This window comes from Mycobacterium sp. IDUB_3 (assembly GCF_055419585.1).
This window is the reverse complement of record NZ_JBVAXZ010000001.1, coordinates 2,300,844-2,316,271: the sequence shown is the minus strand read 5'-3', so window position 1 is coordinate 2,316,271 and position 15,428 is coordinate 2,300,844. Positions and strand designations below refer to the sequence as shown.

General features: G+C 68.4%; 19 protein-coding genes, 1 pseudogene and 1 riboswitch. Of the genes and pseudogenes, 11 read left to right on the top strand and 9 right to left on the bottom strand.

Translation table 11 applies throughout. From position 1 onward, the window contains the following. Positions 1-109: 109 nt before the first annotated feature. Genes ACZYVJ_RS10245 through ACZYVJ_RS10230 form a run of 4 tightly spaced genes read left to right on the top strand, consistent with a single transcriptional unit; the run spans position 110 to position 1,750 of the window. Positions 110-310 (top strand): hypothetical protein, encoded by a 201-nt coding sequence (locus ACZYVJ_RS10245; RefSeq protein ID WP_463830896.1) that lies wholly within the window; start codon positions 110-112, stop codon positions 308-310. Between the two features lie 8 nt (positions 311-318). Then, positions 319-849, top strand: coding sequence for a cyclic pyranopterin monophosphate synthase MoaC (gene moaC, locus ACZYVJ_RS10240; protein ID WP_463830895.1), 531 nt, complete (start codon positions 319-321; stop codon positions 847-849). Then, a complete protein-coding gene (locus ACZYVJ_RS10235) occupies positions 846-1,328 on the top strand; it encodes a MogA/MoaB family molybdenum cofactor biosynthesis protein (RefSeq protein WP_463830894.1) in 483 nt (160 codons plus the stop codon). The genes moaC and ACZYVJ_RS10235 overlap by 4 nt, the downstream gene beginning before the upstream one ends. After that, positions 1,325-1,750: a molybdenum cofactor biosynthesis protein MoaE gene (locus ACZYVJ_RS10230; RefSeq protein WP_463830893.1), complete on the top strand. Its 426-nt coding sequence runs from the start codon at positions 1,325-1,327 to the stop codon at positions 1,748-1,750. The genes ACZYVJ_RS10235 and ACZYVJ_RS10230 overlap by 4 nt, the downstream gene beginning before the upstream one ends. Before the next feature lie 115 nt (positions 1,751-1,865). On the opposite strand, the gene ACZYVJ_RS10225 is transcribed toward ACZYVJ_RS10230, so the two are convergent. The 4 genes from ACZYVJ_RS10225 to ACZYVJ_RS10210 form a co-directional block, all read right to left on the bottom strand. Beyond that, on the bottom strand, positions 1,866-2,696 hold the full coding sequence (locus ACZYVJ_RS10225; RefSeq protein WP_463830892.1) for a transglycosylase family protein: 831 nt from the start codon (positions 2,694-2,696) through the stop codon (positions 1,866-1,868). Positions 2,697-2,709: 13 nt separating this feature from the next. Beyond that, positions 2,710-2,895, bottom strand: a riboswitch (cyclic di-AMP (ydaO/yuaA leader). A gap of 236 nt (positions 2,896-3,131) precedes the next feature. Beyond that, positions 3,132-3,422, bottom strand: coding sequence for a MoaD/ThiS family protein (locus ACZYVJ_RS10220; protein WP_463830891.1), 291 nt, complete (start codon positions 3,420-3,422; stop codon positions 3,132-3,134). Continuing rightward, entirely contained in the window at positions 3,415-4,497 is a 1,083-nt protein-coding gene (gene moaA / locus ACZYVJ_RS10215) for a GTP 3',8-cyclase MoaA (RefSeq protein WP_463830890.1), read from the bottom strand. Before moaA ends, ACZYVJ_RS10220 begins: the two co-directional genes overlap by 8 nt. Continuing rightward, positions 4,494-4,901 (bottom strand): YccF domain-containing protein, encoded by a 408-nt coding sequence (locus ACZYVJ_RS10210; RefSeq protein WP_463830889.1) that lies wholly within the window; start codon positions 4,899-4,901, stop codon positions 4,494-4,496. The genes moaA and ACZYVJ_RS10210 overlap by 4 nt, the downstream gene beginning before the upstream one ends. Before the next feature lie 166 nt (positions 4,902-5,067). On the opposite strand from ACZYVJ_RS10210, the gene ACZYVJ_RS10205 reads away from it, so the two are divergent. The 3 genes from ACZYVJ_RS10205 to ACZYVJ_RS10195 all read left to right on the top strand — a co-directional run bounded on the left by ACZYVJ_RS10205 (position 5,068) and on the right by ACZYVJ_RS10195 (position 8,622). Next, positions 5,068-5,475 carry a cold-shock protein gene (locus ACZYVJ_RS10205; RefSeq protein WP_463830888.1) on the top strand — a complete coding sequence of 136 codons (408 nt, stop codon included), beginning with the start codon at positions 5,068-5,070 and terminating at the stop codon, positions 5,473-5,475. A gap of 174 nt (positions 5,476-5,649) precedes the next feature. Continuing rightward, entirely contained in the window at positions 5,650-7,578 is a 1,929-nt protein-coding gene (locus tag ACZYVJ_RS10200; RefSeq protein ID WP_463830887.1) for an acyl-CoA dehydrogenase family protein, read from the top strand. Between the two features lie 39 nt (positions 7,579-7,617). Continuing rightward, on the top strand, positions 7,618-8,622 hold the full coding sequence (locus ACZYVJ_RS10195; RefSeq protein ID WP_463830886.1) for a glutathione S-transferase family protein: 1,005 nt from the start codon (positions 7,618-7,620) through the stop codon (positions 8,620-8,622). A 16-nt stretch (positions 8,623-8,638) separates the two neighbouring features. Here the strand turns inward: ACZYVJ_RS10195 and ACZYVJ_RS10190 are convergent, their stop codons facing one another. Continuing rightward, positions 8,639-9,139, bottom strand: coding sequence for a DUF2771 domain-containing protein (locus tag ACZYVJ_RS10190; protein ID WP_463830885.1), 501 nt, complete (start codon positions 9,137-9,139; stop codon positions 8,639-8,641). After that, positions 9,136-10,785 carry an MFS transporter gene (locus tag ACZYVJ_RS10185; RefSeq protein WP_463832934.1) on the bottom strand — a complete coding sequence of 550 codons (1,650 nt, stop codon included), beginning with the start codon at positions 10,783-10,785 and terminating at the stop codon, positions 9,136-9,138. Before ACZYVJ_RS10185 ends, ACZYVJ_RS10190 begins: the two co-directional genes overlap by 4 nt. Before the next feature lie 142 nt (positions 10,786-10,927). Between ACZYVJ_RS10185 and ACZYVJ_RS10180 the strand changes: the two are divergent. Next, positions 10,928-11,713, top strand: a pseudogene (locus ACZYVJ_RS10180) (DUF3027 domain-containing protein); the annotation flags it as partial. A 185-nt stretch (positions 11,714-11,898) separates the two neighbouring features. Here ACZYVJ_RS10180 and ACZYVJ_RS10175 read toward each other — a convergent pair. Next, on the bottom strand, positions 11,899-12,354 hold the full coding sequence (locus tag ACZYVJ_RS10175; protein ID WP_459968007.1) for an SRPBCC family protein: 456 nt from the start codon (positions 12,352-12,354) through the stop codon (positions 11,899-11,901). 20 nt (positions 12,355-12,374) lie between these two features. Beyond that, a complete protein-coding gene (locus ACZYVJ_RS10170) occupies positions 12,375-12,650 on the bottom strand; it encodes a DUF2530 domain-containing protein (RefSeq protein WP_463830884.1) in 276 nt (91 codons plus the stop codon). A 202-nt stretch (positions 12,651-12,852) separates the two neighbouring features. Here ACZYVJ_RS10170 and ACZYVJ_RS10165 point away from each other — a divergent pair, with 202 nt between their 5' ends. From ACZYVJ_RS10165 to ACZYVJ_RS10155, 3 genes are read left to right on the top strand one after another with little or no spacing between them, the layout of a single operon-like run. Then, positions 12,853-13,284, top strand: a complete 432-nt coding sequence (locus tag ACZYVJ_RS10165; RefSeq protein WP_064954373.1) for an Rv0880 family HTH-type transcriptional regulator — start codon at positions 12,853-12,855, stop codon at positions 13,282-13,284. Beyond that, entirely contained in the window at positions 13,281-14,138 is an 858-nt protein-coding gene (locus tag ACZYVJ_RS10160; protein WP_463830883.1) for a TrmH family RNA methyltransferase, read from the top strand. Before ACZYVJ_RS10165 ends, ACZYVJ_RS10160 begins: the two co-directional genes overlap by 4 nt. 10 nt (positions 14,139-14,148) lie before the next feature. Then, positions 14,149-14,427 (top strand): DUF2537 domain-containing protein, encoded by a 279-nt coding sequence (locus ACZYVJ_RS10155; RefSeq protein ID WP_076051318.1) that lies wholly within the window; start codon positions 14,149-14,151, stop codon positions 14,425-14,427. A 108-nt stretch (positions 14,428-14,535) separates the two neighbouring features. On the opposite strand, the gene sepH is transcribed toward ACZYVJ_RS10155, so the two are convergent. After that, the gene (gene sepH, locus ACZYVJ_RS10150) at positions 14,536-15,309 is read right to left on the bottom strand and encodes a septation protein SepH (protein ID WP_463830882.1); all 774 of its coding nucleotides are present in this window, start codon (positions 15,307-15,309) and stop codon (positions 14,536-14,538) included. Positions 15,310-15,428: the final 119 nt, after the last annotated feature.

Below are 15,428 nucleotides of genomic sequence, written 5' to 3'. Positions count from 1 at the left end.
GATGAGTGATCGCCTCACCCGGGCGGCGGGCATCGGCGGCGAGCGTCACGCGTCTCCGAACGCCGGTCTTGCACCACATGCAGTGGGGCCACCTGTAAGAATGGACCTCGTGGCTGACACTGCTGAGGGCAAAGCGCGCAAAACCAAGTACGTCGACAACGGCTGGCCGACAACGGACCCCGACGACCACGCGGTCAGTGAACTCGTGACCGATCGCACGGGTGCGCTGTCGCCCTTCGGCGAGCTGGTGTTCCCGCTGCCCTCCACCGATCTGCCCTACGTGCACCCGGTCACCGACGTCAATCGGTAGGCCGCCAAATGGCCAGGGCCTCTGAGGCCTCCGCAGCCTCTGCGAGCCGGGCGTCGCCAGACTCTGGGTCGGGCGCCCTGTCACACCTGGACGATCACGGGGCGGCGCACATGGTCGACGTCAGCGAGAAGGTCGCCACCAAGCGCACCGCGGTCGCCGCCGGCGTCCTACGCACGTCGGCCCAGGTTGTGGGTCTGATTTCGACCGGCGGCCTGCCCAAGGGCGACGCACTGGCCACCGCGCGGATAGCCGGCATCCAGGCCGCGAAGCGCACCAGCGACCTCATCCCGCTTTGTCATCAACTTGCGCTCACGGGGGTCGACATCGACTTCACCGTAGGTGAGTCTGAGATCGAGATCATCGCAACGGTGCGTAGCACCGACCGCACGGGGGTGGAGATGGAAGCGCTGACCGCCGTCAGCGTCGCGGGCCTGACGCTCTACGACATGATCAAGGCGGTCGACCCGGCCGCACGAATCGACGATATTCGAGTGCTGCGCAAGGACGGCGGCAAAACCGGAAGGTGGGCGCGTCCATGAGTTCACGTTCAGCCCGCATCATCATCGCCTCGACCCGCGCGTCGTCGGGAGTGTACGACGACCGCTGCGGCCCGATCATCGCCGAATGGCTGGCAGAGCGGGGCTTTTCGGACGTGCAGCCGGAGGTTGTCGCCGACGGGCCACCGGTCGGCGACGCGCTGCGCACCGCGATCGACGCCGAGGTCGACGTCATCATCACCTCCGGTGGCACCGGCATCTCGCCCACCGACAGCACACCGGACCAGACCGTGGCCGTCGTCGACTACATGGTTCCGGGGCTGGCGGAAGCGATCCGCCACTCTGGCCTGCCCAAGGTGCCGACGTCGGTGCTGTCGCGCGGGGTGTGCGGCGTGGCCGGCCAGACCCTGATCGTCAACCTGCCGGGTTCGCCCGGAGGGGTGCGCGACGGCCTCGGCGTGCTCGCCGGTGTGCTGGACCACGCGCTCGACCAGCTCGCCGGTAAAGATCACCAGCGATGACGCTCGTCGTGCGCGCCGCGATGACCGAGCACCCGATTTCACTGGCCGAGCACGAAGAGTTGGTGGGCCATCAGGCGGCCGGGGCCATCGTCGGGTTCGTCGGCATGATCCGCGACCACGACGGCGGCCGGCGGGTGGTGCGGCTCGAGTACTCCGCACACCCGTCCGCCGAGCAGGTCATCGCCGAGGTAGTGGCCGATGTGGCCGAGCAGTCCAGCGGCGTGCGTGCCGTCGCCGCCAGCCACCGGGTCGGCGCGCTGCGCATCGGAGAGGCGGCGCTGGTGGCGGCCGTCGCCGCCGATCACCGGCAGGCGGCATTCGCCACCTGCGCGCATCTGGTGGACACCATCAAGGCGCGGCTACCGGTGTGGAAACACCAATTCTTCGCGGACGGAACCGAAGAGTGGGTCGGCTCGGCCTGACTTCCTAGTCACGCGCCGTGCGCGCGTCGGCCTTGGGGGGCCGGGTGCCGAATGATCCGTGCCCGACACGCCCCGAATAGGAGGGTTTCGGGGCGTGCCGGGGAGTGCGGCGTGCTCAGGCGCTAGGCGACGGCTGGGCGAGAGCGTCCAGCGCGTCGTTGCCCTGAACGTCCTGGGCCCGGATGGCGTCCCACAGTTGCTGCGTGTAGCCGGCTTCGGAAGCATGCTGCGGCATGCCGGCCGGTACGAAACCGTGGAAGTCCGTGTCCACGACGGGCGGTGCGTCCGCTGGGGGCGCGGGCGGCATCGCGTCCGCTGGAGGCGGGACATCGGCCGGGGGTGCCGGCGGCAGGTCCACGGGAGGCGCGGGCGGGACGTCGGCCGGGGGCGCGGGCGGCAGATCCGCCGGGGGCGGCGGAGGAGCGTCCGGCGGTGCCGGCCGGTCAAACGAGGCCAGTTGCACCGGAGCGGGCGGCGGAGGGGCGTCCGGCGGGGGCGCGTCCGCGGGCGGGGCCAGCGGCGCCGGGGCGCCGTTGACGCCGGGAGCGTCCAGGGCGGCCGGCACGGGCACGTCGCGCTGGGTGGGACCCGACAGCGGGCCACCGCACACGGGCCAGGCGCCACGGCCCTGGGTGGCGAGCACCCGCTCGGCTACGGCGATCTGCTGTTCCCTGGTGGCGAGTTCGGCAGACGGGGCGTACTGGCCGCCGCCGTGCGAAGCCCAAGTGCTTGAGCTGAACTGCACGCCGCCGTGGTAGCCGTTGCCGGTGTTGATGCCCCAGTTGCCGCCGGATTCACAATGGGCTACTTGATCCCATTCGCCATCGGTGGCCGCAGCCGCCTGGCCGGCAAGGGCGATGCTGCCGCCACCAAGAACCGCACCGGTGAAGGCGATCTTGGCGACGCTGATGTTCGAACTGCTGGGCTTACGGTGACGTCCACTCATACGCGCCGGTTTATTCCTCTCTCGTCACGCGCCTGCGAGGTCAGCTGTCGGGTTCGGGTTGGAGAGGCCACCCGGCCGGCGTGGTCGTCATGCGAGACGACGCCGGCTTCACCCCTAGGGGCCGCGAGCGACCCCAGTCCGATCACGGTGGACCGGTGGGTCCCCCGTCTCCATCCATGTAGTTCGGTGGCCCCCCGCCTATTGGATGGAGCTCGGCGCGATAGGGAGGGGAGGTCCGCCAATCGGGATGGCTGGCGAGCCTTCGGAGACGGTAACGGTTTCTGTTGGTCTCGTCACGTCTTGCGAAACCCGGCGTTTCCCTCATGGCCAACTGCGAAAACCGCAGGAACACATAGTGTTTGCGCAGGTCAATATGCGCGATATCGGAGCGTGACCGCGCCGTTATGAATCCGTTACGTGAGATAACTCACAGTTTCAGCCGCCAGAAAAGGGCGGCAGGACATCAATCGTGTCACCGGTTTGCAACACCGCGGTCTCGTCGCGGACCGCGATCCCGTCGCGCAGGTACGAGCAGCGCATCAACACGGTGGCGAGGCGAGACCCTCGAACGGCGAGCCGCTCGACCAGCTCGCCGACCGTAGTGCCGGGGCGCAGCACCACCGTCTCCGACTCGACACCCGCGGCCGCGCGGGCGGCCGCGAAGTAGCGCACCGTCACCTGGATTCCGTTGGCTTGGACAGGGGCCTGTCCCGCAGGGCTAGCCACCGATCGCGCTCATCGGGCGGTCGGGCTGGATGAAGTTCGGGTCGTTGATGCCGTGACCGGCGGGCTTGCCCCACATCGCGGTGCGCCAGGCAGCCTCGATCGCGTCGTCGGTCGCGCCGCCGCGCAGCAGCCCGCGCAGGTCGGTCTCCTGCTCGGCGAACAGGCAGCTGCGGATCTGGCCGTCCGCCGTCAACCGGGTGCGGTCACACGCCCCGCAGAAGGCGTGCGAGACCGATGCGATGACGCCGAACTTGCCGCTCGGCGTTCCCGGGCCGGTGTCCACCAGCCACAGCTCGGCGGGGGCCGATCCGCGCGGCGCCGGGTCGGGCCGCAGCCGGAAGTGCGGGCGCAGCGCCGCCAGCACGTCGTCGGCGCTCAACGCCGCGTCCCGTCGCCATTGGTGCCCGGCATCCAGCGGCATCTGCTCGATGACGCGCAACTGGTAGCCGTGCTCCAGGCAGAACCGCAACAGCTCCACCACGTCCTCGCGGCCGGTGCCGGGGTCGAGCACGGCGTTCACCTTGACCGGCGTCAGGCCGGCCTCCTGGGCGCCGGCCAGGCCGGCCAGCACGTCGGCGAGCCGGTCGCGGCGGGTGATGGCCGCGAAATTCTTCCGGTCCACGCTGTCCAGTGAGACGTTGACCCGGTTCAGGCCGGCCGCGGCGAGCCCGGCGGCGCGCCGCGCCAGCCCCACACCGTTGGTGGTCAGCGAGATCTCGGGGCGCGGCTGCAGGCCGGCGGCCGCGGCGACCACTTCCTCGAGGTGGCGCGCCAGTAGGGGTTCGCCGCCGGTGAACCGCACGCTGGTCACCCCCAGCCGGATGACGGCGATGCGCAGCAGCCTGGCCAACTCGTCGGCGTTGAGCAGTTGCTCGCCGGGGAGCCAGTTCAGGCCCTCTGCCGGCATGCAATAACTGCACCGCAGGTTGCAGCGGTCGGTCAGCGACACCCGCAGATCGGTGGCGACCCTCCCATAGGTGTCCACCAGCGGGCCGGTGGTCGGCGCGTCCGACGGTACGGCCGGCCCGCCGTCGCGGCTCGGCACCGTCGGGAGGCCCAGCGTCGTCAGGGTCATGCGGCCACCTGTGGCTCGTAGTGAGTCGGCGAGCTGACCGGAACGATCTGCTTGCCCAGCGGCATCAACGACACCGGAATCAGTTTGAGGTTGGCCAGCGCCAGGGGAATGCCGACGATCGTGAGCGCCATCGCCGCCGCGCTGACCAGGTGACCGATCGCCAGCCACACACCGAACAGCACCACCCAGATGACGTTTCCGATCAGGGCGCCCGACCCCGCGGTCGGCTTGTCCACGATGGTGCGGCCGAACGGCCACAGCGCGTAGGAGGCGATGCGCAGCGACGCGAAGCCGAACGGAATGGTGATGATGAGCACGAAGCTGACGAGCGCCGCAGCCAAATATCCGACGGCCATCCAAAGGCCGCCGAAGACTAACCAGATGATGTTAAGGATCAGGCGCATATCTCCTCCGCGGGTACTACCAAGGGTACCGAGTGCCCGATAACGGGGGTGCTCGTTACCCGGGCATCCGAGTAGGATCAGACTCCTAATACGGCGTCCTGCGCAGGCGGGACGCTTATTGTGTTGCCTATTTCTACTGATTCGTTAGACAAAGCAGGTGAGACCAGTGCCGACGGGCAAGGTGAAGTGGTACGACGCTGACAAGGGCTTCGGCTTCCTGTCGCAGGAGGACGGCGAAGACGTGTACGTCCGCTCGTCGGCGTTGCCCGCCGGGGTCGAGGGCCTCAAAGCGGGCCAGCGTGTGGAGTTCGGCATCGCCTCCGGGCGACGCGGGCCGCAAGCGTTGAGCCTCAAGCTGATTGAGCCGCCGCCGAGCCTGACCAAGACGCGTCGCGAGGCGCCCGCCGAGCACAAGCACAGCCCCGACGAGCTGCACGGCATGGTCGAGGACATGATCACCCTGCTGGAAAGCACCGTGCAGCCCGAGTTGCGCAAGGGCCGCTACCCGGACCGCAAGACCGCCCGCCGGGTCTCCGAGGTGGTCAAGGCCGTGGCCCGGGAACTCGACGGCTGACGCTGACCCCGGCTCGCCGCGACGCGGGCGGAAAGATCTGCCCGGCTACCTGGCCCGAGCGGCCGAGCCTGCGCGCACCGCTGGTACTTCACTTCTGCTAGGCGATTCCGTGGTGGCGAGCCACGCATCGCGGGTACTCACACCCCATTACGGCCGTCTAGCAAGGAGGCTGCGATGGCACAGCGAGCGCACGTCACCGAAGAGCAGGCGAGAGCTCTCGCCGAGGAGTCACGCGAAAGCGGTTGGGATAAACCGTCCTTCGCGAAAGAGCTATTTCTCGGTCGATTCCCGCTGGAGTTGATACATCCATTCCCGACGCCCTCTGATGCCGACGAGGTCCGCACCCGGACGTTCCTCGACCAATTGCGCGAATTCCTGGCCGGCGTTGACGGCAGCGTGATCGAACGCGATGCCGAAATTCCGCCCGAGTACGTGAAGGGCCTGGCCGAACTGGGCTGCTTCGGGATGAAGATACCAGCCGACTATGGCGGTCTGAATATGTCGCAGGTCGCCTACAACCGGGCTCTGATGATGGTGACGAGCGTGCATCCCAGTCTCGGCGCCTTGTTATCGGCTCATCAGTCGATCGGGGTACCCGAGCCGCTCAAGCTCGCCGGGACAGCCGAGCAGAAACGGAAGTTCTTGCCGCGGTGCGCCGCTGGGGCCATCTCGGCATTTCTGCTTACCGAACCCGACGTGGGCTCCGACCCGGCGCGCCTGGCCTCGACGGCAACACCGATCGAAGACGGTAAGGCCTACGAACTCGATGGCGTGAAGTTGTGGACCACCAACGGCGTGGTCGCTGAACTGTTGGTGGTGATGGCCCGGGTTCCCAAGCACGACGGGAACCGCGGTGGCATCAGTGCTTTTGTCGTCGAGGCCGATTCGCCCGGCATCACCGTCGAGCGACGCAACAAATTCATGGGACTGCGCGGCATCGAGAACGGCGTGACCAGGCTGCACAAGGTCCGGGTTCCGAGCGAAAACTTGATCGGCAAGGAGGGCGACGGCCTGAAGATCGCGCTCACCACGCTCAACGCCGGACGGTTGTCGATTCCGGCCAGTGCGGCGGGCTCGTCGAAGTGGGCGCTCAAGATTGCGCGCGAATGGTCTGGTGAGCGCGTGCAGTGGGGAAAACCGCTGGCCGAACACGAAGCGGTGGCGAGCAAGCTCTCGTTCATCGCCGCGACCAACTACGCCCTCGACGCGGTGCTGGAGTTGTCCGCCCAGATGGCGGACGAGGGACGCAACGACATCCGCATCGAAGCGGCGCTGGCCAAGTTGTGGTCGAGCGAGATGGCCTGCCTGATCGTCGATGAGGTCATGCAGATCCGGGGCGGTCGCGGGTATGAGACCGCCGAGTCGCTGGCCGCGCGCGGCGAACGCGCGGTGCCGGTGGAGCAGGCGTTGCGGGACCTGCGGATCAACCGGATCTTCGAAGGATCCAGTGAGATCATGAGACTGCTCATCGCTCGTGAGGCGGTCGACGCGCACCTCGCTGCGGCCGGTGACCTCGCCAAGCCGGACACCGGCTTACGGCAGAAGGCCGCGGCGGCGCTCGGTGCGAGCGGATTCTACGCAAAGTGGTTGCCGCAGCTGGTATTCGGTGAAGGCCAGCGGCCACGGGCCTACCATGAGTTCGGCCCGCTGGCGCCACATTTTCGCTTTATCGAACGCTCCAGCCGCAAGCTGGCCCGCAACACCTTCTACGGCATGGCACGTTGGCAGGCCAAGCTCGAGCAGCGGCAGGGGTTCCTCGGTCGCGTGGTCGACATCGGCGCCGAGCTGTTCGCGATGTCCGCGGCGTGCGTGCGGGCAGAATCGCAACGCGCCGCCGATCCGGTGGTCGGTCAGCGGGCGTGTGAGCTCGCCGAGACGTTTTGTGAGCAATCGGCCTTACGGGTCGAGGCGCTGTTTCACGCCTTATGGGACAACACCGACGGCAGCGATGTTGCGCTCACCCGCAACCTGCTGGAGGGTCATTACCGCTGGCTTGAGGACGGGATCATCGATCAGTCCGAGGGCACCGGACCGTGGATCGCTCACTGGGAAGAGGGTGCGTCGACCGAGACCAATCTGGCTCGGCGAATTCCGTCCGGATAGTCAATGCGCCGAACGCCGGTGTTGAGCAATATGGGAGATATGGCTTCCTATATTGCGCAAGCAGGTGAATTCACCCGCGACACCAACTACATCGCCACCCGCATAACGGCCGATGGGCGCGACGGGTACCCCGTCGAGCCCGGTCGGTATCGGCTGGTCGTCGCCCGCGCGTGCCCATGGGCAAACCGCGCGATCATCGTGCGTCGCTTGCTGGGCCTGGAAAGCGTTCTCTCCATTGGTTTTTGCGGCCCCACGCACGACGAGCGCAGTTGGACGTTCGATCTGGATCCGGGCGGTGTCGACCCGGTGCTGAAGATCCCGCGGCTGCAAGACGCCTACTTCAAGCGCTTCCCCGACTACCCCAAGGGCATCACGGTGCCCGCGATCGTCGACGTCCCAACCGGTGCGGTGGTCACGAACGACTTCGCGCAGATGACCCTGGATCTTTCGACGGAATGGACGGCCTACCATCGCGCCGGGGCGCCGGAGCTGTATCCCGAGCGGCTTCGTGCGGAGATCGACGAGGTGAGCAAGAGGGTTTACACCGAGATCAACAATGGCGTGTACCGGTGCGGGTTCGCCGGCTCGCAGCAGGCCTACGAGGCGGCATATGACCGGTTGTTCACCGCGCTGGATTGGGTGAGTGAGCGGCTGACCAGTCAGCGATTCCTGGTGGGCGACACCATCACCGAGGCCGACGTGCGGCTGTTCACCACCCTGGCGCGCTTCGACCCGGTGTATCACGGGCACTTCAAATGCAATCGCAGCAAATTGAGCGAGATGCCGGTGCTGTGGGCCTACGCGCGTGACCTGTTCCAGACGCCGGGTTTCGGTGACACCGTCGACTTCGTTCAGATCAAGCAGCACTACTACATCGTGCACGCCGACATCAATCCCACCCGGATCGTGCCCAAGGGTCCGGACCTGGCCGGCTGGCTATCTCCGCACGGGCGAGAGAGCTTGGGCGGCAAGCCCTTCGGGACAGGTACACCTCCCGGGCCGCCGGTCGAAGGTGAACGCGTGCCCCCCGGCCATGGGGCCTAGTACTGGAGGTGAACTCTCAGAAGGTCAGCCGCACCGACCATTCCGCGTGCGGCACGTCGCGCAACTCGCCCGCGGGATCCACCGCCAGCGTCAGCAACTGCACCACGATCCCGGCCAGGCGGCCGCGATGCGGGTCGACCGAGGGGATGGTCACGGCAAACCGGGTGTCCGGCCGGAAGATAGTGCTGGTGGTGTTGGTGGGGTCGTCGTAAACCTGGAGTAACCGCCAGGGTGCCCGGTAGATGGCATCGGGCACCGAGAGCTGAATCGGGTAACGCTCGCTGACCCGCAGCTCACCCTGGCTCTGCGGCGTCTCGCAGTCTTCGAGGTTGAGCACGTTGCAGTACAGGTACGGCCCCACCCGGGTCAGGTGGCCGTGCGAATACGCGCTGATCTCGGGGTGCCGCGGTCCGGAGCGTCCCACTAACAACCAGGTTGCGACGCCGGCGCCGACGCAGAGCACAGCCACCAGGCAGGCGAGCAGCACCGCCACACCCCGCTTGCTTTCGGGTTTCACTCGGCAACCACCGCCGGTGCGCCGACACCGCGGCGCTTGCCCTCCTGCTCGACCATGATCGGCCTATTCCCTCCCAGGCCGGGAATCAATGAGTTGCCGCGGAAGCTGACCAGGGTCTGCGCCAGGCCCAGGATGAGTAGCGCAGTCACCGCGGTGAAACCGACCCACAACTCGGTGTACACCAACACCCCGAGCGCGCCGCCGAGGACCCAGGCCAACTGCAGCGTCGACTCCGAGCGCCCGAAGCCCGAGGCGCGGGATTCCTCCGGCAGGTCGTTCTGCAGCGACGCGTCCAGGGACGCCTTCGCGATGGCGCTGGATCCCGACGTGACCAGGGTGGCGACCACGGCCAGCATCAGGTTGCCTGCGACCGAGGCGGCCAGCGCGACCGCGCTCACCGCCACCGTGCAGCGCACCACCAGCGCGGCGGGCCGGCCCAGCTTCAGGCGCGCGCTGGTGAAGTTGCCGACGAAATTGCCGATCCCGGCCGCGGCGCCGATCATCCCGAGCATGGCGATCTGGGCCCAGCCGTTGGCCTGATGGGCCTTGGCGACGAACGCGGGATACAGGAACAGGAAGCCCACCATGACCTTGATGGTGCAGTTACCCCACAGCGAGGTGATGATGTTGCGGCCCAACGGCTGTCGCAGCGCCCCGCTGACCTCCTTGTGCCAGCTGCGCCGCAGCGGTTCACTGTCCTGGCGATAGCTCAGGGTGGCGGGAACCTCACCCGCGGTCACCTCGACCCAGCGCGGTATCCGCATCGACAGCATGGCGCCGGCGATCGTCATCGCGATCACCACGAACAACGCCCCGGGCAGCTTGAACAGATGGGTGCAGACGAATTCGACACCGCCCGCGATCGCGCCGCCGACGATGGTGCCGCCCAGCAGACCGAACATGGTCAGTCTGGCGTTGACCCGCACCAGGTCGATGCTCGGCGGCATCACGCGCGGTGTCACCGCGCTGCGCAGCACGCTGAACGACTTCGAGAACACCATCATCGCGAGCGCGCACGGATAGAGCACCCACGACGGGAAACTGCCACTGGCGCTGTCGTAGTTCATCACCAGCAGCACGGCCAGCGCGGTGCGCAGGGAGAACGACGCGGCCAGGGCGACGCGGCGGCCGTGCTGCAGCCGGTCGAGCGCCGGACCGATCAGCGGAGCGATCACCGCGAACGGCGCGATGGTGATCAACAGGTACAGCGCGACCCGGCCCTTGCTCTCGCCGGTGGCCGCCGCGAAGAACAACGTGTTGGCCAGCGCCACGGCCATCGCGGCGTCCACCGCGAAGTTGGCCACCACTGGCCACGTCAGCGCCGTCAGGCCGGACTTGTCGGCGCCGTCGGCCGTCGCGGCGCGCTGCACCATCCAGTACATCCGCGAACCCATCTCGCGGCTTCGCAGCGCCGCGGCGCGGGTAACGGTGATCCGCTCGCCGGACGAGGGACCGCGCGGCGCCGCGACGCTGGTGCGTTCCGGCTCCGGCTGGTGGCCCAGCGGGGGCAGGTAGCGGTTGGCGCTCGGCATCGGGGTCGGGCGGCGGGTGCGCCGATCGGCGGCCCCGCCGGCGGGGTAATTGGCCGCGCCCGGATGTTGGGAGGCAGCGCCATTGCGAGGCCGGCGGCCCGGCTGAGGGGCCACCCGGCCCGGCTTGTTCTGCCGCCGTCCAGACACGTCCCGATTCTCCCCTATGCCGCCTGGATGCGTCTGCAGGTAACGGGGCGTGGCTCGTCAACCTAGTATTGAAAACGCAATGCAGAAAGAAGACAGCGCGACCCGACCCATCGAGGAGCCCACCGTGGAGAACGCCGTGGCGACCGTGGCCGACTGGCCCGAGGGGTTGGCGACCGTGCTCACGGGCGCGGCAGACCAGGCCAGGGCCGCGGTGGTGGAGTTCGGCGCGCCGGAGATGGTGGGCGACTATCTGGGCGTCGGCTACGAAGACCCGAACACCGCCACCCACCGATTCCTGGCGCATCTGCCCGGCTACCAGGGCTGGCAGTGGGCGGTCGTTGTGGCCGCCTACCCCGGCGCCGACCACGCCACCATCAGCGAGGTGGTGCTGGTGCCAGGGCCGACGGCATTGCTGGCCCCGAACTGGGTGCCGTGGGAGCAGCGGGTGCGGCCCGGGGACCTGAGCCCCGGCGACCTGTTGGCGCCCGCCGCCGACGATCCCCGGCTGGTTCCCGGTTACACCTCCAGTGGTGACCTCGAGGTCGACGAGACCGCCGCGGAAATCGGGCTGGGCCGGCGCTGGGTGATGAGCATCGAGGGCCGCTCGGAGGCGGCCGAACGCTGGCGGACCGGCGATTACGGCCCAGACTCACCGATGGCGCGATCGACCAAACGGGTATGCCGCGACTGCGGCTTCTTCCTGCCGCTGTCGGGATCCCTGGGCGCGCTGTTCGGCGTGTGCGGCAACGAACTGTCGGCCGACGGGCACATCGTCGACAAGCTGTACGGCTGCGGTGCTCACTCGGACACCCCCGCCCCGGCGGGTACCGGGTCGCCGGCCTACGAGCCCTACGACGACGGCATGCTGGACGTCACCCAGGCACCGGTCGAGCCGTCCCCGCCGCCTGCGGACTCGCCGGAGGCGTCCGAAGCGCAGCCGCAGGCCGAGGACGAAGAGCAACAGCCCGAGGCTGCGGAGCAACAGCTCGAGGCTTCGGAGCAACAGCCCGAGGCTGCGGAGCAACAGCCCGAGGCGCCGGGCGAGACCGCGGCAGCCGAGCCGGAGACCGAGACGCCGGACTAGCCGGTTTCGGCGGCGGCCTTGATGCGCGCCAGCGAGGCGTTCATCCCGTCGAGCAATTCGCGTTCGAACTTCTCGGTCCCGCCGAAGAGTGCGTTCACCGACAGGTTCGAAAACGCGGTGACCCCGTTTTCGGCGTGCCGACTCTCGATCAGCCGGGTGCCTTCGCCGCTGGGCTCGAGCTCATAGGTCCAGATGGTGTTGTTGGTGTCCACGCGGAACGCGAGCTTGCGGTCGGGAACGATCTCGACGACCGTGCACGTGGTCGGCCAGAACATCCGCTTGCGGCGATTGAGGTTGAGGGTCCGGGTGCCCTGGCGGACCGGGCCGAAGGGCTTCATCCACCTGCACTGCGGGCTCCACTGCGGCATGCGCCGCAGATCGGAAATCAATCCCCACACGGTGGCCACCGGTGCGTCGATGTCGACGTGCGTTTGCAACAGCGGGGCTACCATCGCTCCTCCAGGTGTGCGGATTACTTGTGGTCGAGATAGTTTTCGAGCCCGGCCTGGGCGCCGCGCGCACCGCGCCGGGCCGCGGCCAGCTGCAGCAAAAAGATGCTCGTGCCGAGCACACCCACGCCCAGCCCGGCCACGGCCACCGGACGCCAGCTGGTCAGGGCGGGCACCAGGAAAGCGGCGGCCGCCACGGCCAGCCAGCCCAGTGCGCCGAGCACGATGAAGGGCCACACGTGCAGCAGCGCGGCCGGCAACGGCGGCGCTGTGCGGTTAGCACCGGGTTCGGCAGACATCGCGATTAACATAGCCCGCCGCCGGTGTTCGCCGGCGGCGCACCCACTTGCCGAAACCGATGATCGGAAACCGCTGAGCGAGGCGGGATGGGCGGGCGGGTAAGCGTTTCGAGCAAAATTCCGAAGCCTAGCGAAAAGGATCAACATCGGTCGTTGACCGGTTCGTGTCCCGGTTTCTCAGGCTTCCGTGTAACCTCGCGCCATGCCTGACAGCGATGCGCGGCTGGCCAGCGACCTGTCACTGGCTGTTATGCGGCTGGCCCGCCAACTGCGGTTTCGCAACCCGTCGTCGCCGGTGTCGTTGTCCCAGCTGTCGGCGCTGGCGATGCTGACCAATGAAGGCCCGATGACACCGGGCGCCCTGGCGATCCGCGAACGGGTCCGGCCGCCGTCGATGACCCGGGTGATCGCGTCGCTGGCCGAGATGGGCCTGGTGGACCGCGCGCCGCACCCGGTCGACGGCCGGCAGGTGCTCGTCTCGGTCTCGGAGTCCGGGGCCGAGCTGGTCAAGGCGAACCGACGTGCCCGCCAGGAGTGGCTGGCCAAGCGGCTGGCGACGCTGGACAGCGAACAACGCGACACCCTGCGCAACGCGGCCGATCTGATGTTGGCCCTGGTCGACGAAGGCCCGTGAGTTACCGGACCGAAGCCCTGAATATTCAGGACGTTGACGACCCCGACGATCCGAGGCTCGACGATTTCCGCGACCTGAACAGCGTCGACCGCCGTCCAGATCTGCCGTCCGGCAAGGGGCTGGTGATCGCCGAGGGTGTGCTGGTGGTCCAGCGCATGCTCGCGTCGCGCTTCCGACCGCATGCCCTGCTGGGCACCGACCGCCGGCTCGCCGAGCTCGACGATGATCTGGCCGGCAGCGCCGTGCCGTTCTACCGAGCCTCGGCCGACGTCATGGCCCAAGTGGTCGGCTTCCACCTCAACCGCGGCGTGCTGGCGGCCGCCCGGCGAGTGCCCGAACCCGGCGTCGCCGACGTGATCACCGGGGCGCGCACGGTCGCGGTGCTCGAAGGGGTCAACGACCACGAGAATTTGGGCTCCATCTTCCGCAACGCGGCGGGCCTCGGCGTCGATGCGGTGGTGTTCGGCAGCGGCTGCGCCGACCCGCTGTACCGCCGCGCGGTCCGGGTGTCGATGGGCCACGCGCTGCTGGTGCCCTATGCGCGCGCAGTCTGTTGGCCCGCCGAGCTTGAGACGTTGCGGGAGAACGGTTTTCGACTCATGGCGATGACCCCCCAAGGCACGGCGTGCGCCTTGCCGGAGGCGATGGCGACCGCGCGCGACGACCGCGTCGCGGTGCTGGTGGGTGCCGAGGGGCCGGGGCTGACGCCGGCCACCCTGCGGTTGAGCGACGTGCGGGTACGCATCCCGATGTCGCGGGGCACCGACTCGCTCAACGTCGCGACGGCGGCGGCGCTGGCGTTCTACGAGCGGGCCCGCTCGACGTCTAGAGGCGGCGATGGACAGTCAGACTAGGCTCCGGCTGATGAGAGACGAATCCGTCCCCTGGGCAACGGGTTTGACGGTGACCGCATTCGTTGCGGTGGTCACCGCCGCCGCGATCGTGGTGCTCAGCCTGGGGCTGGTTCGGGTGCACGCGCTGCTGGCTGTGGGGCTCAACGTCGTCGCCGCCGGGGGACTGGCGCCGACCTTGTGGGGGTGGCGTCGCACCCCGGTGCTGCGCTGGTTCGTGCTGGGCGCAGCGGTGGGCGTCGCGGGCGCATGGATTGTGCTGCTGGCCCTGACGGCCGCGGGTCGGGCTTAGTGGTGATCGCGAGCGCGGCGTAGCCGGGCGAAGCGGGTCGCCACCATCGTGCTTAGTGGTGATCGCGAGCGCGGCGTAGCCGGGCGAAGCGGGTCGCCACCATCGTGCTTAGCGCTGCCCGCCCGAGCGCACGCCGAGCAACACGTCTTCCCACGCCGGGATGACCGGCTTGCCCCGGCGGGTGTGTACCGGCTTTTCGTCGGGCTCCACGACCGCCTCGGGTTCCGCGACCGGCGGCTTCGCGGGCTCCTCGAAGTCGACATGGGCGACCCGGGCCACCGGGCGCAGCGGACGTTCGTAGTTGGGGTCGATCAGCGCGCTGGCCGCGTCGTCGATGGCGGTCACGGTTCCGCCGTGGGCGCCGGGGGAGAAGCAGAAATGCGCGAGGTTGTCGGAACGGCCGACCTTCCACGCGAGCTGCACCGTCCACCGGTTGTCTTCGTTGCGCCAGGCGTCCCAGCTGAGTTTGTCGTGGCTGAGGCCCCGGGTCACCAACGCGGCGCTGACCGTCTCCAGCAGCGTCAGCACGGCGGGGCCGTCAGCCAACATCGGATGGGCCGCGGTTGCCAGTTCGGCGGCGCGGAACCGTTCCAACAGCACCGGATGGGCAAAGCGGCGGATCCGCGACACCTCCGAGCCTGACGCCGCGGCGACCTGCTCGACGGAGGCGCCCGCGCGGATTTTGGACTGAATTTCTTTGGGGCTCAGCATGTTGGTGACTTCAATCTCGAGCTGCGGTTGCTCAGAGGAAAGGGCTGCATCGCGCAGCAGGGCTCGCAGGCGGTCGTCGGCCGCTAGCTGGAACTGCTCCGCGGGATCGTCACTCTCGCAGATGACATATTTGCTGTCGGCATCCAGCCCAATCACTTTGAGTTCCCGCATGGTTATCTCCTCGCAGGCTCCGTGCAGGTCAGCGACGGATCCGTCACGTGCGCACTTTAGTCCAGCAACCGCCCATCACCTGTGCTGACACGCTGTGCGGTTGCGCGCCGATTGCCGGT

Excerpts from the sequence above, each read along its gene's own strand:
- ACZYVJ_RS10210 (WP_463830889.1), bottom strand. The coding sequence starts at position 4,901 with ATGCGCCTGATCCTTAACATCATCTGGTTAGTCTTCGGCGGCCTTTGG.
- ACZYVJ_RS10195 (WP_463830886.1), top strand. The coding sequence starts at position 7,618 with ATGGCTTCCTATATTGCGCAAGCAGGTGAATTCACCCGCGACACCAAC.
- moaA (WP_463830890.1), bottom strand. The coding sequence starts at position 4,497 with ATGACCCTGACGACGCTGGGCCTCCCGACGGTGCCGAGCCGCGACGGC.
- sepH (WP_463830882.1), bottom strand. The coding sequence starts at position 15,309 with ATGCGGGAACTCAAAGTGATTGGGCTGGATGCCGACAGCAAATATGTC.
- ACZYVJ_RS10165 (WP_064954373.1), top strand. The coding sequence starts at position 12,853 with ATGCCTGACAGCGATGCGCGGCTGGCCAGCGACCTGTCACTGGCTGTT.
- ACZYVJ_RS10235 (WP_463830894.1), top strand. The coding sequence starts at position 846 with ATGAGTTCACGTTCAGCCCGCATCATCATCGCCTCGACCCGCGCGTCG.
- moaC (WP_463830895.1), top strand. The coding sequence starts at position 319 with ATGGCCAGGGCCTCTGAGGCCTCCGCAGCCTCTGCGAGCCGGGCGTCG.
- ACZYVJ_RS10225 (WP_463830892.1), bottom strand. The coding sequence starts at position 2,696 with ATGAGTGGACGTCACCGTAAGCCCAGCAGTTCGAACATCAGCGTCGCC.
- ACZYVJ_RS10155 (WP_076051318.1), top strand. The coding sequence starts at position 14,149 with ATGAGAGACGAATCCGTCCCCTGGGCAACGGGTTTGACGGTGACCGCA.
- ACZYVJ_RS10200 (WP_463830887.1), top strand. The coding sequence starts at position 5,650 with ATGGCACAGCGAGCGCACGTCACCGAAGAGCAGGCGAGAGCTCTCGCC.
- ACZYVJ_RS10170 (WP_463830884.1), bottom strand. The coding sequence starts at position 12,650 with ATGTCTGCCGAACCCGGTGCTAACCGCACAGCGCCGCCGTTGCCGGCC.
- ACZYVJ_RS10175 (WP_459968007.1), bottom strand. The coding sequence starts at position 12,354 with ATGGTAGCCCCGCTGTTGCAAACGCACGTCGACATCGACGCACCGGTG.
- ACZYVJ_RS10230 (WP_463830893.1), top strand. The coding sequence starts at position 1,325 with ATGACGCTCGTCGTGCGCGCCGCGATGACCGAGCACCCGATTTCACTG.